9 protein-coding genes are annotated in these 13,458 nt (G+C 32.9%); 2 read left to right on the top strand and 7 right to left on the bottom strand.

Features of this window, described 5'->3' with window-relative positions; genetic code table 11:
- The first annotated feature begins 113 nt into the window (after nucleotides 1-113).
- Both gyrA and K6T82_RS08215 read left to right on the top strand, forming a co-directional pair.
- The gene (gyrA, locus tag K6T82_RS08210) at nucleotides 114-2,759 is read left to right on the top strand and encodes a DNA gyrase subunit A (RefSeq protein WP_223705450.1); all 2,646 of its coding nucleotides are present in this window, start codon (nucleotides 114-116) and stop codon (nucleotides 2,757-2,759) included.
- A gap of 37 nt (nucleotides 2,760-2,796) precedes the next feature.
- The gene (locus K6T82_RS08215) at nucleotides 2,797-4,068 is read left to right on the top strand and encodes a tetratricopeptide repeat protein (protein WP_223705451.1); all 1,272 of its coding nucleotides are present in this window, start codon (nucleotides 2,797-2,799) and stop codon (nucleotides 4,066-4,068) included.
- 70 nt (nucleotides 4,069-4,138) lie between these two features.
- Here the strand turns inward: K6T82_RS08215 and K6T82_RS08220 are convergent, their stop codons facing one another.
- The 7 genes from K6T82_RS08220 to K6T82_RS08250 form a co-directional block, all read right to left on the bottom strand.
- Entirely contained in the window at nucleotides 4,139-4,555 is a 417-nt protein-coding gene (locus tag K6T82_RS08220) for an OsmC family protein (protein ID WP_184164718.1), read from the bottom strand.
- A 220-nt stretch (nucleotides 4,556-4,775) separates the two neighbouring features.
- Nucleotides 4,776-6,755 (bottom strand): DUF349 domain-containing protein, encoded by a 1,980-nt coding sequence (locus tag K6T82_RS08225; protein WP_223705452.1) that lies wholly within the window; start codon nucleotides 6,753-6,755, stop codon nucleotides 4,776-4,778.
- A 248-nt stretch (nucleotides 6,756-7,003) separates the two neighbouring features.
- A complete protein-coding gene (locus K6T82_RS08230; RefSeq protein WP_223705453.1) occupies nucleotides 7,004-7,750 on the bottom strand; it encodes a lipid A phosphoethanolamine transferase in 747 nt (248 codons plus the stop codon).
- Between the two features lie 69 nt (nucleotides 7,751-7,819).
- Nucleotides 7,820-8,572, bottom strand: a complete 753-nt coding sequence (locus K6T82_RS08235) for a shikimate dehydrogenase family protein (RefSeq protein ID WP_223705454.1) — start codon at nucleotides 8,570-8,572, stop codon at nucleotides 7,820-7,822.
- A complete protein-coding gene (locus K6T82_RS08240; RefSeq protein WP_223705455.1) occupies nucleotides 8,572-9,969 on the bottom strand; it encodes a tetratricopeptide repeat protein in 1,398 nt (465 codons plus the stop codon). The genes K6T82_RS08235 and K6T82_RS08240 overlap by 1 nt, the downstream gene beginning before the upstream one ends.
- Nucleotides 9,970-10,176: 207 nt before the next feature.
- Nucleotides 10,177-11,370 carry an aspartate aminotransferase family protein gene (locus K6T82_RS08245; protein ID WP_223705456.1) on the bottom strand — a complete coding sequence of 398 codons (1,194 nt, stop codon included), beginning with the start codon at nucleotides 11,368-11,370 and terminating at the stop codon, nucleotides 10,177-10,179.
- A gap of 194 nt (nucleotides 11,371-11,564) precedes the next feature.
- Entirely contained in the window at nucleotides 11,565-13,235 is a 1,671-nt protein-coding gene (locus K6T82_RS08250; protein ID WP_223705457.1) for an OstA-like protein, read from the bottom strand.
- Nucleotides 13,236-13,458 lie beyond the last annotated feature (223 nt).

Here is a 13,458-nt window from a genome sequence, read left to right on the forward strand (position 1 = left end):
TAAAGTTGTTAATAAATCATTTAAATAAGTGTAAGGAAATAGCTGAAAAAATTTTAAAAAGACGTATCTTGGCTCGCTTTGAAACTAATATAATTATTTAAACATAACAACTTATGTCTGAAGGAGAAAAGTTAATTCCCATTAACATTGAAGATGAAATGAAATCAGCTTACATCGATTATTCGATGTCTGTAATTGTATCGAGAGCACTTCCTGATGTTAGAGATGGCTTGAAACCAGTGCACCGAAGAGTTCTTTACGGAATGTATGATTTAGGTGTAACATCAAGATCTGCCCACAAAAAATCTGCGAGAATCGTAGGGGAGGTTCTGGGTAAGTATCACCCGCATGGAGATACCTCTGTTTATGACGCGATGGTTCGTATGGCTCAAGAATGGAGTATGCGATATTTATTAGTTGATGGTCAGGGTAACTTTGGTTCTGTTGATGGTGACAGTCCTGCAGCAATGCGTTATACTGAGGCTAGAATGCGTAAGATTTCTGAGGAAATTATGGCAGATATCGAAAAAGAAACGGTTGATTTTCAATTGAACTTTGATGATACTATATATGAGCCAAAAGTAATGCCTACAAGAGTTCCTACTTTATTGGTAAATGGAGCAACAGGTATTGCGGTTGGTATGGCAACCAATATGCCACCACACAATTTAACTGAAGTTATCAACGGTACTTTGGCTTATCTTGATAATAATGATATTGAAGTAGATGAATTAATGACTCATATCAAAGCTCCTGATTTTCCAACGGGAGGTATTATCTATGGATATGAGGGTGTTCGCGAAGCTTTTAAAACGGGTAGAGGGCGTATTGTAATGCGTGCTAAAGTTGGTTTTGAAGAGGTTGATGGTAGAGAATGTATCATCGTTACTGAGATTCCATATCAGGTGAACAAAGCCGAGATGATCAAGCGTACTGCTGATTTAGTTAATGATAAAAAAATTGAAGGTATTGCCAATATCCGTGATGAGTCGGATAGAAGCGGTATGCGTATCGTTTATATCCTTAAGCGCGACGCTACACCAAACGTAGTTTTGAATACTTTATATAAATATACTCAATTACAATCTTCTTTCAGTGTAAATAATATTGCATTAGTAAAAGGACGTCCTCAATTGCTGAATCTAAAAGACATGATTCACTACTTTATTGAGCACCGTCACGATGTTGTAGTTAGAAGAACACAATTTGAATTGCGTAAAGCAGAAGAAAGAGCGCATATTTTAGAAGGATTGATCATTGCTTCTGACAATATTGACGAGGTAATTGCGTTAATTAGAGGGTCTAAAAATACTGATGAAGCAAGAGAGAAGTTAATCGAAAGATTTAAATTGTCTGACATTCAAGCTCGTGCAATTGTTGAGATGCGTCTTCGTCAGTTGACAGGTCTGGAGCAAGATAAATTGAGAGCTGAGTATGATGAATTAATGAAATTAATCGAGCACTTAAAAGCTTTATTAGCAGATATTAATTTAAGAATTGATTTGATTAAAGAAGAGCTTACTGAAATCCGTGATAAATATGGTGATGAAAGACGTTCTCAAATCGAATATTCTGGAGGTGATGTAAGTATTGAAGATTTAATTGCTGACGAAAATGTAGTAATTACAATTTCTCACGCAGGTTATATCAAGCGTACTAACTTATCTGAATACAAAACTCAAAATAGAGGTGGAGTTGGACAGAAGAGTGCTGGAACAAGAGATCAAGATTTCTTAGAGCACATGTTTGTGGCGACAAATCACCAATATATGATGTTCTTTACGCAAAAAGGAAAATGTTTCTGGATGCGTGTTTATGAAATTCCTGAAGGAAGTAAAACTGCAAAAGGAAGAGCAATTCAGAATCTTGTAAATATTGAAAGTGATGATAAAGTAAAAGCTTTCATTTGTACGCAAGATCTAAAAGATAAAGATTATATCAATACACATAATCTTGTAATGGTAACGAAACAAGGCCAGGTAAAGAAAACTTCTTTAGAGAAATATTCTAAACCAAGGGTAAATGGAGTTGCTGCTATTACAATTAAAGAAGGAGATGAATTGATTGGAGCTCAGTTAACAAACGGAGAAAGTCAAATTATCTTGGCTGTTAAATCTGGAAAATTGGTTCGTTTTGAGGAAACAAAAACACGTCCGATGGGAAGAACGGCTTCTGGAGTTCGTGGAATTACTTTAAAAGATGAAACTGACGAAGTAATCGGAATGGTTACTGTTGATAAAAACGATATCGCTACATCTCAGATCTTAGTTGTAACTGAAAACGGATACGGAAAACGTACGAAATTAGTTGATGATGATGGAGAAGATGTGTACAGAATTACAAACCGTGGTGGTAAAGGGGTTAAAACGCTTAATATTACCGAAAAAACAGGTAAATTAATCTCTATTAACGCTGTAACTGATGCTGATGATTTGATGATCATCAATAAATCTGGATTAACAATTCGTATGGCAATTGAAGATCTACGTGTAATGGGACGTGCTACACAAGGTGTTAGATTGATTAACCTAAAAGGAAAAGATTCTATCGCTGCCGTTACAAAAGTAATGAAAGATGATGCAGAAGAAGTTGTTGTTGATGAAGACGGAAACGTAATCGAATCTGCTATCGAAAGAGTTAAGCCTGACATGGAAGTTCTGGAAGATGAAGGAACTGCGGAAGATGATGACGACTCTGAAGAGGAAGAAGTTGAAGAGGAAGATGATGCTGAAGGAGATGACGAAGATTCTGAGGAATAATAATAAGATTAAAAATTAAATACAAATAAAAATCACTATGAAAAGTAAATATGTAGTACTTGCTTCAGCCTTATTGATCTCGATAGCTTCTTTTGCTCAGAAAGATCAAATTAAAAGTGCTGAAAAAGCTTTAAAAGGAGGAGATGCTCAAGGTGCAATCACAATCCTGACTGGCGCAGAAAATATTATTGTAAATGCTAAAGATACTGAGCAGGCTCAATTTTATTTCGTAAAAGGAAATGCTTATTTAGATCTTGCAAACAAAAAAGTAGAAGAAAGTAAAAATCTATCTTTAGCAGCTGAAAGCTACAAAAAGTTAATTGAGGTTGAAAAAGCTTCTGGAAAACAAAAGTATTCAACAGATGCTGCAACTTCAATTACAAATATCAAAGGATTGTTGATTAACTCGGCAATTGCTGATACTCAAGCTAACAAGCATAAAGAAGGTGCAAAAAAATTATACGATGCGTATGAATTAGATAAAAAAGATACGATCAATTTATACTATGCTGCTTCTACAGCGGTAAATTCACAAGATTTTGATCTTGCATTGCCAATGTATGAGGAGTTGAAAAAATTAAACTATTCTGGAAAAGGAACTTTGTTCCTTGCTACTAATAAAGCTAATGGAAATGAAGATAACTTTAGTAGTGCGAAAGATAGAGATTTAGCAATTAAATTAGGTACTCACGAAAAACCTAAAACAGAAGCTATTCCATCTAAAAGAGGAGAAATCTACAAAAATTTAGCTTTAATTTTAGTTCAAAAAGGACGTACAGAAGATGCTAAAAAAGCAATTGCTGATGCAAGAAAAGCAAATCCGGAAGATACTTCACTAATTTTAACAGAAGCTAATTTGTATTTAGAAACTAAAGATTTCGATACTTACAAAAAATTAGTTGGTGAAGCTTTAGAAAAAGATCCAAACAATGCTGATTTAGTATTTAATTTAGGTGTAATCAGCGCTGGTGCAAAAAACAATGCTGATGCAGAGAAATATTATTTAAGAGCTATCGAAATTAATCCTAACTATGCAAATGCTTATTTAAATCTTGCAGCTTTAAAATTAGAGGCTGAGAAACCGATTATTGATGAGATGAATAAATTGGGTACTTCTGCTAAAGATATGAAACGTTACGACGTTTTAAAAGCTCAAAGAGAAAGCGTTTTCAGAGGAGTTATTCCTTACCTTAAAAAAGCAAATGAATTAGATCCTAAAAATGATGACGTTGCTAAAACGTTATTAGGAGTTTATAAAGCTTTAGAAATGACTGCTGAAGCAAAAGCTTTAAAAGCTACGATGAACTAATTTAACGAATCACAAATAAGAAAAAACCATCCCGCCACGGGATGGTTTTTTTTATGCTTAATATAAACTTTTAAAGCAAGGTTGCAGATAAAGTAATAGTTGTATTTAATAATTTCGAAATCGGGCAGATTTCTTTCGCTTTAGCTGCTGTTTTTTCAAATTCTTCTGCAGAAATTGACGGAACTTTACCTTTTAAATCCAAATGGATTAATGTTATCGTACCATCTTCAAAAGTAACAGTAGCTTCTGTTGTTAAATCGTCTGCCGTAAATCCACCTTCATTTAAAAGGAAGCTTAATTGCATAGTAAAACATCCTGAATGAGCTGCTGCGACCAATTCTTCTGGATTTGTTCCAACTCCATCAGCAAATCTCGTTTTGAAAGATAATTGTGCGTTATCTAAAGTAGTACTTTGTGTACTGATTGTTCCAGTTCCTTCCATACCGGTTCCTTTCCAGTTGGCGTGTGCTTTTCTTGTAAATTTCATTTTAATAGTTATTAAGATTAATAGAATAATTTGTTATTTGTTTGATTTTCAATAGTTCGTAATCTATCAAATATAACTAAAATTTTGCAGTAAAGCTTTATTAATTTGTTAGGAGAAAGTAAATCACAAAAAAAATCCAAATCCCAATTGAGTGGAATACTCAGATTGGAATTTGGAATTTATCCTGAAGATAGGATTGGAATTTTCTGAAATTAAGAATTTATTCTTGTCCTAAGTTTCTCAATTGCTTTAGTTTGTCTTTCCAAACCTCTAAGCTTTCCTTGTGAATAGCAATGTTTTTTCGAACTTCGGTAACTATAGAATTTTCTTTTTTAGCGTTTTTAGTATTCGTAAAAAACTGAATGTTGTTTTCTAATTGGAAAATTTCATTTTGTACCTCTTCAATTTTACGCATAATAAAAATCTTTTCATTATCTAACTTACGCGTATCGTTACTGTCTGATAAAGAATCTATACGGTTTGCAAAACGCATCATTTCAGATTCTTTTTTGCTCAAACTTAGTTTTTCAAAAAGGGCATCTAAGATTTTATTGAATTTGCCCTCGATATGTCTTCTTGAAAATGGAACTTTTCCAAATCCTTTCCAGGTTTCAATATGTGCTTTTATAGCGTCTAAGTCGGTTTTGTGGTCTCCTGTTAATTGAAATGCTCTTAACGTATCTAAATAGGCTTTTTTATTGTCAAAAGCTGCTACTTCTTCGCTGTTTTCTTCCGATTTATGTTCTTTTAATTTGTCGAAATAATGATTGCAGGCATCTTTAAATTCTTTCCAGATTTTATCTGAATATTTTTTCGGAACATGACCAATTTGTTTCCACTCTTCCTGAATTTGCTTCATTATTGGTGTTGTGGCAGAAAAATCTGTGCTTTCTTGTAATTCTTTGGCTTTTGTAACAAGAGCCATTTTTTTATTTAGATTATCGTTTTGGTCTTTTTTAATGTCCTTGTAAAATGAGTTTTTGAAAGCATTGAAATTTCTAACAGCCGTTTTAAAAGCAGCCCAAGTCTCTTCATTTACTTCTGACGGTACTTTTCCAGCTGCAAAAAACTCATTTCGAAGTTCTTCTACTTTTTGAATTTGTACAAGCCATTGTGAGTGAGAGTTTACTTTTTCAGTTCCTAAAACTTCGATTTTAGCGATAATTCCTTTTTTAATTTCAAGATTTTGCTGTTCGTTAGCTCTTTGGTTTTCAAACAAAACTTCTCTTTTGTCGTGAATCTTTTTCGTCAATTCGCTGAATTGATTCCAGATAGTATCACGGTGTTCTTTAGAAACCGGACCTATTTCTTCCTTCCAAATTCTATGTAAATCCTGTAATTCACGGAAAGATTTATTGATATCGGCATCGTTTACTAATTCTTCGACACGTGCTATTATTTTTTGCTTTAATTCTAAGTTGTGTTTGAAATCTAAATCTCTGGCTTCACGGTCTAAATGAAGATAATCGTAGAAATTTTCAACATGAAAATGATAATTATTCCAAACGTGATTGTATTTGTCTTTTGGAATTGCACCAGCATTTTTCCATCTTTCTCTTAATTCATTAAAATGTTTCAGAGTATCCTTGATGTTTTCCTGCGGATTAATCAGTTCTTTTAGTTCTTCGACGATTGCCAGACGGTTATCTAAATTTGTTTTTAGATTGGTCTGTAGGTGTTTAAAATGAGTGTTTCTTTTCTCTCTAAAAACATTATAATATTCATCAAATTTAGATTTTAGAGGCAAATGGTATTCAAATTCTTCATTAGGATCTGGATTTGAGGCAAGAAATTCTTCTTTTTTCTCCTCAATAAGATGATGATATTGTAATAGAAAAGCTTTTTTGATTTCTTCGATATGATCTTTTACAGACATTACCTTGTCTATATTGACCAATTTTTTAAGTTCATCAACCAAAGCATCTAAAGAAAATGTATTGTAATCCTGGATAGGGATATCATGACGTTCCTTTAAAGTTTCGTCTTCGCTTTCCTCTGCATTTGAATTAGTTATTACATCTAATGCTTCCTGATGAAGATTTTGATTGTTTTCTACTTCATTTTCAGTTTCTGAGTTTGAGTCTTCATTAGGAATTTCAGACTGAGATACTTCAATTGCATCATTTGTTGTTGAATCATTTGTCTCGATTCCAGATTTTCCGTCTGCTTCTTGCAGGTTATCATTCTTTTCTTCTAACATCTTTAAAATGTATAAGGTTTTTATTTTAAACAATGCGAAAGATAGTAAAGGTGTTTCTAACTACAAAATAAATCGTTTGTTTATGCGCTATTTTGCGATGAAATTCCTATTCTTTGACCGTATTCGCTACTATCTTGAATCTGTTTTTATAGATTAGATGAAGTATCTGTAAATTATATATATGCATTGTTTTTACTATTTATTCTCGATAAATGTAAATTAGTAGGGTTCTATTGATTTTTTTGGTGCTAGAAAAGAATTAAAACACCCATTTCAATTCCGAAATTATACGTTCTATTTGCTCCGAATCCAGCACTAGGATGTATGTAAATTAAATTGGTGGGAGTAATTTTTCGACCAAACTCAACAAAAGCGTTATTTTGAAAACCTTTGATAATGGCATTATATCGAAATGCAACATCTCCTGCAATCCAGTTTTTTCCAAAAAAGTGAAAAAGTACATTTTCAAAAAGAGTAACGCTAATATCATTTCGGTCGTCTTCACCAGCAAAACTTGTTTGGTATTCTAGTGTCGAAAGCCAAAGAAATTTTTTATCATAAATATATTTTCCATAAAGTGCTGCGGGCATAATAACCCATTTGCCTGTTCCAAAATTAGGATCTGCAGCGGTATTGGCGTACACTCTGGTTCGTAAAGCAATTCCATTACTGTTTTTCATGTAAGGAATGTAGCTTATTCCCATGCCTACGTCTCCAATTGCAGTTTTGTTGATTGAGTTGGTGTTTGCAGAAACTAACGGAAGATCAAATCTTAAATTCCATGCTTTGTTTCCAATAGGAAGAAGAACGCGTACTTGTGTGGTATTAATTGATCCGTTATCGGTATCTAAATATTCATCGAAGAGAATAATTGTTTTGAGAAAATAATGATAACGCGGCTCGGAAAAAGGACTTTGCAAAGTATCATTTTCCTGAGCAAAAAGTAGATTGTGAAATAAAAAAAATAAAATGCTAAGTAATTGTATTTTATTCATAATCACTTGTTATTTAGTGATTTAAAAATACAAAAAATACATTAACATTTTATTTTTTAATTGTATATTTTATTTATTCCAAATTTTCCAAGCTTTTTCAGCCTGAAAAATCAACATATCATAACCATTTTTTATGACTGCACCTTTTTCTTTAGCCTTTTTTAGGAAAGTAGTTTCTGCAGGATTGTAAATCAAGTCGTATGCAATATGTTTTTCTGTAAAGAACTCATAAGGTAAATTAGGACAGGCCTCGATGTTCGGGCTTGTACCAACAGGAGTACAGTTGATTATAATTTGAAAATTGTCAAAAGTAGTGGCATTAATCAAATCGTAATCAATGATATTTTCTTTTGCTTCTCTTGAAACAAAAGTATAAGGAATATTTAATTCGTCTAAAGCAAAAGCAACACCTTTAGAAGCACCTCCAGTCCCTAGAATAAGCGCTTTTTTATGATGTGGTTCTAATAATGGTTCTAATGATTTTTTAAAACCATAATAATCTGTATTGTAACCTTTTAATTTGCCGTTTTTGGTAAATTTAATGGTGTTTACAGCTCCAATTAAAGCTGCTTTTTTTGATAATTTATCTAAGAAAGGGATAACTTGTTCTTTATACGGAATAGTTACATTTAAACCCTTTAGGTCAGGATTGTTTTTAATTAATTCGGTAAAGTAATTAATTTCAGAAATATCAAAATTTTCGTAGCTGTTACCTGCAAAAACTTCATTATCAAATTTTTCTGTAAAATAACCTTTTGAAAATGAGTAACTAATGTTTCGTCCTAATAATCCAAAGCGTCTTCTTAATAAAATATCAACCATTATTGTTTTCTATGTTTTTCTATATAATTTTTTACCATTTTTTTTGACCAAACTACAGGAAATAGATCTTCAATTAAAATATAATTATCAAAGTTTAATCGTAAGCCGTTGCTTAAGTGAAATTTGGCCTTTGTGTTGTCCTGAATCATAAAATACAATCCTGCCAAACGATATTCGATTTCATTTTCTTCAGGAAAATATTCTGAAGCTTGTAGTAACGTCTGAATAGCACTTTCAAATTCACCTAAAAATTGAAGAATATCAACCCAAAACAACCAAGTATCAAGGGCATAATCTCCAAACTCCACAGCTTTTCTATAGCCAAATTCAGCTTCTTCAAAAAAGTTCATTTGTTTATTGATAGTTGCATATCGCTTCCAATACAAACGATTTTGATTGTCAATTGCTAAAGCCTTATTCACAAAAAATAATGCTTTTTGATAGTTTTTCTGACGCAGATGAAAATCTGTAATCGCAATCCATCCTTTGTCTAGAAGAGGATCTTCATGAACGGTTTGGTTATAGTATTGAATTGCTTTTGCTAGATTACCAAGCTTTTCGTAACATTTACCAATTCGAAGTAAAGCGTATGATGTTGCATCGTCCAATTCGATTGTTCTGTTATAGCTTTCGATAGCTTCATTGTATTTTTTTAGACGTTCATAAGCTTTTGCTTTTTCCATAAAAGCGCCTAAAAACTCGTCATCAATAAGCGTAGCATAGTCAAAGGCACGAATAGCATTTTCATACTCTTTTACACCGTAATGAAGACGTCCTAATTGATGCCATGCGATTTCGCTGTAAGGGTTTTTGTTAATGTAATCGTTTAGATAAACAATAGCATCCTGGTTTTGGTCTAAAAATTCAAAACAGTACACTACGTTGTAAAGTGCAGACTGATCTTCTAAATCTTCTTCAAGACATTTGATGAAGTTTTCTTTTGCCAGTTCAAGATTATCCATAAAAAGATATTCCATTCCAATCAAGTTGTACACATCAGCGTAATCATCAGTATATTGCAATGCAATTTTTAATAATTCAACTGCTTTTTCGTGTTGATCTCTTTTCGAACAAATATTGGCTTTTTGGATATAAATTTCCTCGTTGTTAGGTTCAATTGCGTACAACTCATTCAAAAGCTTTTCAGCCAGTTCGAGTTTGTCATCATAAACCAGCATTTCTACTTGTACTAATTTTAAGCCTGTAGATTTTGGGTGCTGATCTAATGCAAGTTTTAAGGCCTTTTTTGCTAAATTAGCCTTACCTATGTCTAAATAATGAAGAATTATTTCTTCGAATTCTTCAGAATCAAAAAAGAGTACTTTGTTGGTTTTTAACATCGACTCAAATTTGGATAGGGATAGGTTATAATCTTCTTCTTCGTTGCTTAATTGCATACTTCGTATATTTGAAATTAGCCTGATATAAATTTAGGCAACCATATAATTGTTGTAAGGATAAGAAATTAATTGTTTTGAACAATTTAATTAACAATATATAGCGTTTTTTATTCTGTTTTGGGAAGAAATCTCTCTTATTCTTAAGGGATTAACTTCTGTTTTGTCATTTTTTAATTGCTGTAGAAAAAAATATAACCTTGTATTTTATCCGTTATTTTTTTTCAAAATTTCATCCATAACCTTCAAAATTATTGCGCAACCTTCTCTAATTTCATCTTCTGAAATGGTTAATGGAGGTGTAATTCTAATTGCGCATCCTTCAAATAAAAGCCAGAATAAAATCAATCCTTTATCTTGACAGTTCAAAATGACTTCGTTGGTAATTTCTGCCGATTCTGTCATGGCAGCCAACATTAATCCTTTTCCTCTTACTTCTGTAATCAAAGGATGTACCAGAAGTGATCGGAAGAGTTTTTCTTTTTCCAGCGTTTCCGCTATTAAATTTGTTTCAGTTAATTCTTGTAAAGTAGCCAAACAAGCTGACGCAATGACAGGATGACCTCCAAAAGTAGTAATATGTCCTAATTTTGGATTTTCGGTTAATAGGTCCATTTTTTCAGCAGAAGCTGTAAAAGCACCAACTGGCATTCCGCCACCCATTCCTTTGCCCATTACAACAATATCTGGAACAACGTCATAATTTTGAAAACCAAATAGTTTTCCTGTTCTTCCAAAACCTGGCTGAATTTCATCCACAATCATTAAGGCTCCAACTTCATCGCAACGTCTTCGAACTTTTTCAAGAAAATTATTTTCTGGTTGAATAAATCCTGCGCCTCCCTGAATGGTTTCTAAAAGAATGGCCGCAGTTCGTGTAGTTATTTTTTGTAAATCTTCTTCGTTATTGAAAGTGATAAAATCAACATCAGGAAGCAAGGGTCTAAAAGCTTGTTTTCTTTCTTCAAATCCCATAACACTCATAGAACCCATAGTGTTTCCGTGATACGCATTATGACAAGAAATTAACTGACTTCTACCTGTGGTTCTTTTGGCTAGTTTTAGAGCGCCTTCAATCGCTTCTGTACCAGAATTTACTAAATAGGTTTTGTTTAAAGATTCGGGAAGGAGAGAAGCCATTAATTTGCAATATTGAACGGCGGGACTTTGAGAATATTCACCGTAAACCATTACATGCGAATATTTGTCCAATTGATCTTTTATCGCCTGATTTACTCTGGGATGTTGATGTCCTAAAGTGCAAGCCGAAACTCCGGCAACAAAATCTAAATATTTTTTATCGTTGGTATCGTATATGTAAGAACCAATAGCATGAGAAACTTCCATTCCGAGTGGGTAAGGAGAAGTTTGCGCTTGGTATTTTATAAAATCTGGATTCATTTTTTTAGGGTACTAAGTGGCAAAGGTACTAAGGTTCTAAGGTTTTGACTTTAGGCTTAGGTTAATTTTTAGAGGTTCAAAGTTTCAGAGTTAAAAAGGTTCAAAGGTTTTTGATTATTTTAATTCTAAATCACTGAAAACTGAGACTGCGATTGAGACTGAAAACTGCGACTGAGACTGAAAACTAAAAAAAACTACTTAATCTGAGGCTTCGTTTCTACTTTAACAGCAGGCTTCTTTTTGTCGTAATTCAAAGTTTCCTTCCTGACTTTCATCGGAACATTTTTTCCTTTTTCTTCTTCCTCTTTACCTTGTTTGATTAGTTTTTCATTCAATTCATTATCTTCTGCGGTAAAAATATCATCTTTAGATTTTATTCGTTCATCGCCTCGCCAGATCATTCCTCTAAGTTTTCGGGCATTTTCTGGAAGTTCATCTTCAGGATACATATCGCCATCAACTTTATTGTAAAATGTAATGGTTTCAATTGCATTATTCTCCAAAAGCAAATTAATTTTACTGCTGACGCTTTTGTTTATCCCAATTAATTCATTGGCATCATTTCTCATAAAATAAACGACTTCGGTATTCTTGATTACATCAACATCATGGAGTTTTCCATCCCGGAATTTGCCAAATAAATTGAGTCCTTTAACCTGATTATAGCCAGTGCCGAGGGTGTCTTTGGAAATGAGGAATGTGTTGTTCAATACTTTTAGCGAATCAATTTTTCTGGTATTATTGTCTCCAATTAAGTGCATTACATCTCCTGTAATCTGACTTTCTCCATTCCAAAGAATTGGTTTTCCAATTAATTTTGTCAATGCGGTTTTAGAGTCTGAGTGAATCGAATCGCATTTACCGCTCATGTCGATTTTGTAAAAACGCACATTTTTAAAAGCTCTCAAGATTCTTTCTCCTTCTTTTCCAGTAACCAATAGTTTTTGACCGTGAATGTAAACCGAATCGTTTTCGACTAAATTTATCGCAACGGCTCTTTTGGTAACAAACATGGAATCTTTTAGCTTGTAAAGTTCAGCGTAATGCCCCTTTACAATTCCTTTATTAATGGAATCAGTAATTTTTACATTCCGTGTTGCCGACGCAAATTCGGTATTTCGATTATAAAACAAACTATCGCCTTCTATAAGTCTGTCATCATATTTTATATAGGATTTCCTCAGAAAATGAGCGAGGTTTTTCTTGGTGTCGTAAAAGCCTTTTTCAGTATAAATATAATTTTCTTTGCTGGTAATAGTTGAAGGACCAAGAAGATAAGTGTGTCCAGAATTACTATAATAATCCAAATGATTGGACTTAATCACATATTTCGGATTTGTAATAACAACTTCGGTTAAGAACTGAAACTTTTTTTCTTTCACAAAATATTTACCAGATTTACTTACCAAAGTATTGTCTTTGTTGACGATAGTACCTTTTGTATTGTAAAAAGCTTCTTGAACATTTCTGTCAAAATTAATAGTATCGGTTTGTAAAGTGGCATCAGGAGAAGTCATTACGGCATTTCCTGTGGCAAAAGCTTTCTTTAAATTTCCACTATATTCAGCATATTTGCTATTTAAAAACAAAGTGTCACCTTGTACCAATTGTACATTTCCAAATGCTTTAAGATAGTTTTCTTTATTAAAAACATATGCTCTATTGCAAGTCAGAACTACACCGTCATGGGTAATTTGTACATTGCCGCTCAAAAGAACTCCGCCAGGAACCAAGTCTTCATTACGTTCAAAATTATCAGCACGGTCTATGTGAATCTGCTTTGGGGCATTTTTTGCTGCTTGCGCGAAAGATTGAGTGCTTAAAAAAAGCAGACAAGAAAATATGTAAAAGAGTGATTTATTCAACTGATTAAATTTTTGTCAAATTTATGAAAAAGGTTACAACCTTATATTGTTATTAGCATTAATTTATAATTCAAAATTAACAAGCTACCATCAAATATTTTAATTCTTCAAATTATCAACAAATTGGAGAACTCTCACGTTGTAGTGAAGGTTTTTAGCAACTGTAAAAGACAAATAGAAGTAAGTTTCTTTTAGGTCTTAAAAAATAAACTAAATTTAGTAG

The sequence above is a fragment of the Flavobacterium potami genome (genome assembly GCF_020026915.1).
In the GTDB taxonomy this organism is placed as follows: Bacteria; Bacteroidota; Bacteroidia; order Flavobacteriales; family Flavobacteriaceae; genus Flavobacterium; species Flavobacterium potami.

What these genes read in the sequence shown, in the direction of transcription:
- K6T82_RS08215 (WP_223705451.1), top strand. Translation starts at nt 2,797, where the DNA reads ATGAAAAGTAAATATGTAGTACTTGCTTCAGCCTTATTGATCTCGATA.
- K6T82_RS08240 (WP_223705455.1), bottom strand. Translation starts at nt 9,969, where the DNA reads ATGCAATTAAGCAACGAAGAAGAAGATTATAACCTATCCCTATCCAAA.
- K6T82_RS08220 (WP_184164718.1), bottom strand. Translation starts at nt 4,555, where the DNA reads ATGAAATTTACAAGAAAAGCACACGCCAACTGGAAAGGAACCGGTATG.
- K6T82_RS08225 (WP_223705452.1), bottom strand. Translation starts at nt 6,755, where the DNA reads ATGTTAGAAGAAAAGAATGATAACCTGCAAGAAGCAGACGGAAAATCT.
- K6T82_RS08245 (WP_223705456.1), bottom strand. Translation starts at nt 11,370, where the DNA reads ATGAATCCAGATTTTATAAAATACCAAGCGCAAACTTCTCCTTACCCA.
- K6T82_RS08235 (WP_223705454.1), bottom strand. Translation starts at nt 8,572, where the DNA reads ATGGTTGATATTTTATTAAGAAGACGCTTTGGATTATTAGGACGAAAC.
- K6T82_RS08230 (WP_223705453.1), bottom strand. Translation starts at nt 7,750, where the DNA reads ATGAATAAAATACAATTACTTAGCATTTTATTTTTTTTATTTCACAAT.
- gyrA (WP_223705450.1), top strand. Translation starts at nt 114, where the DNA reads ATGTCTGAAGGAGAAAAGTTAATTCCCATTAACATTGAAGATGAAATG.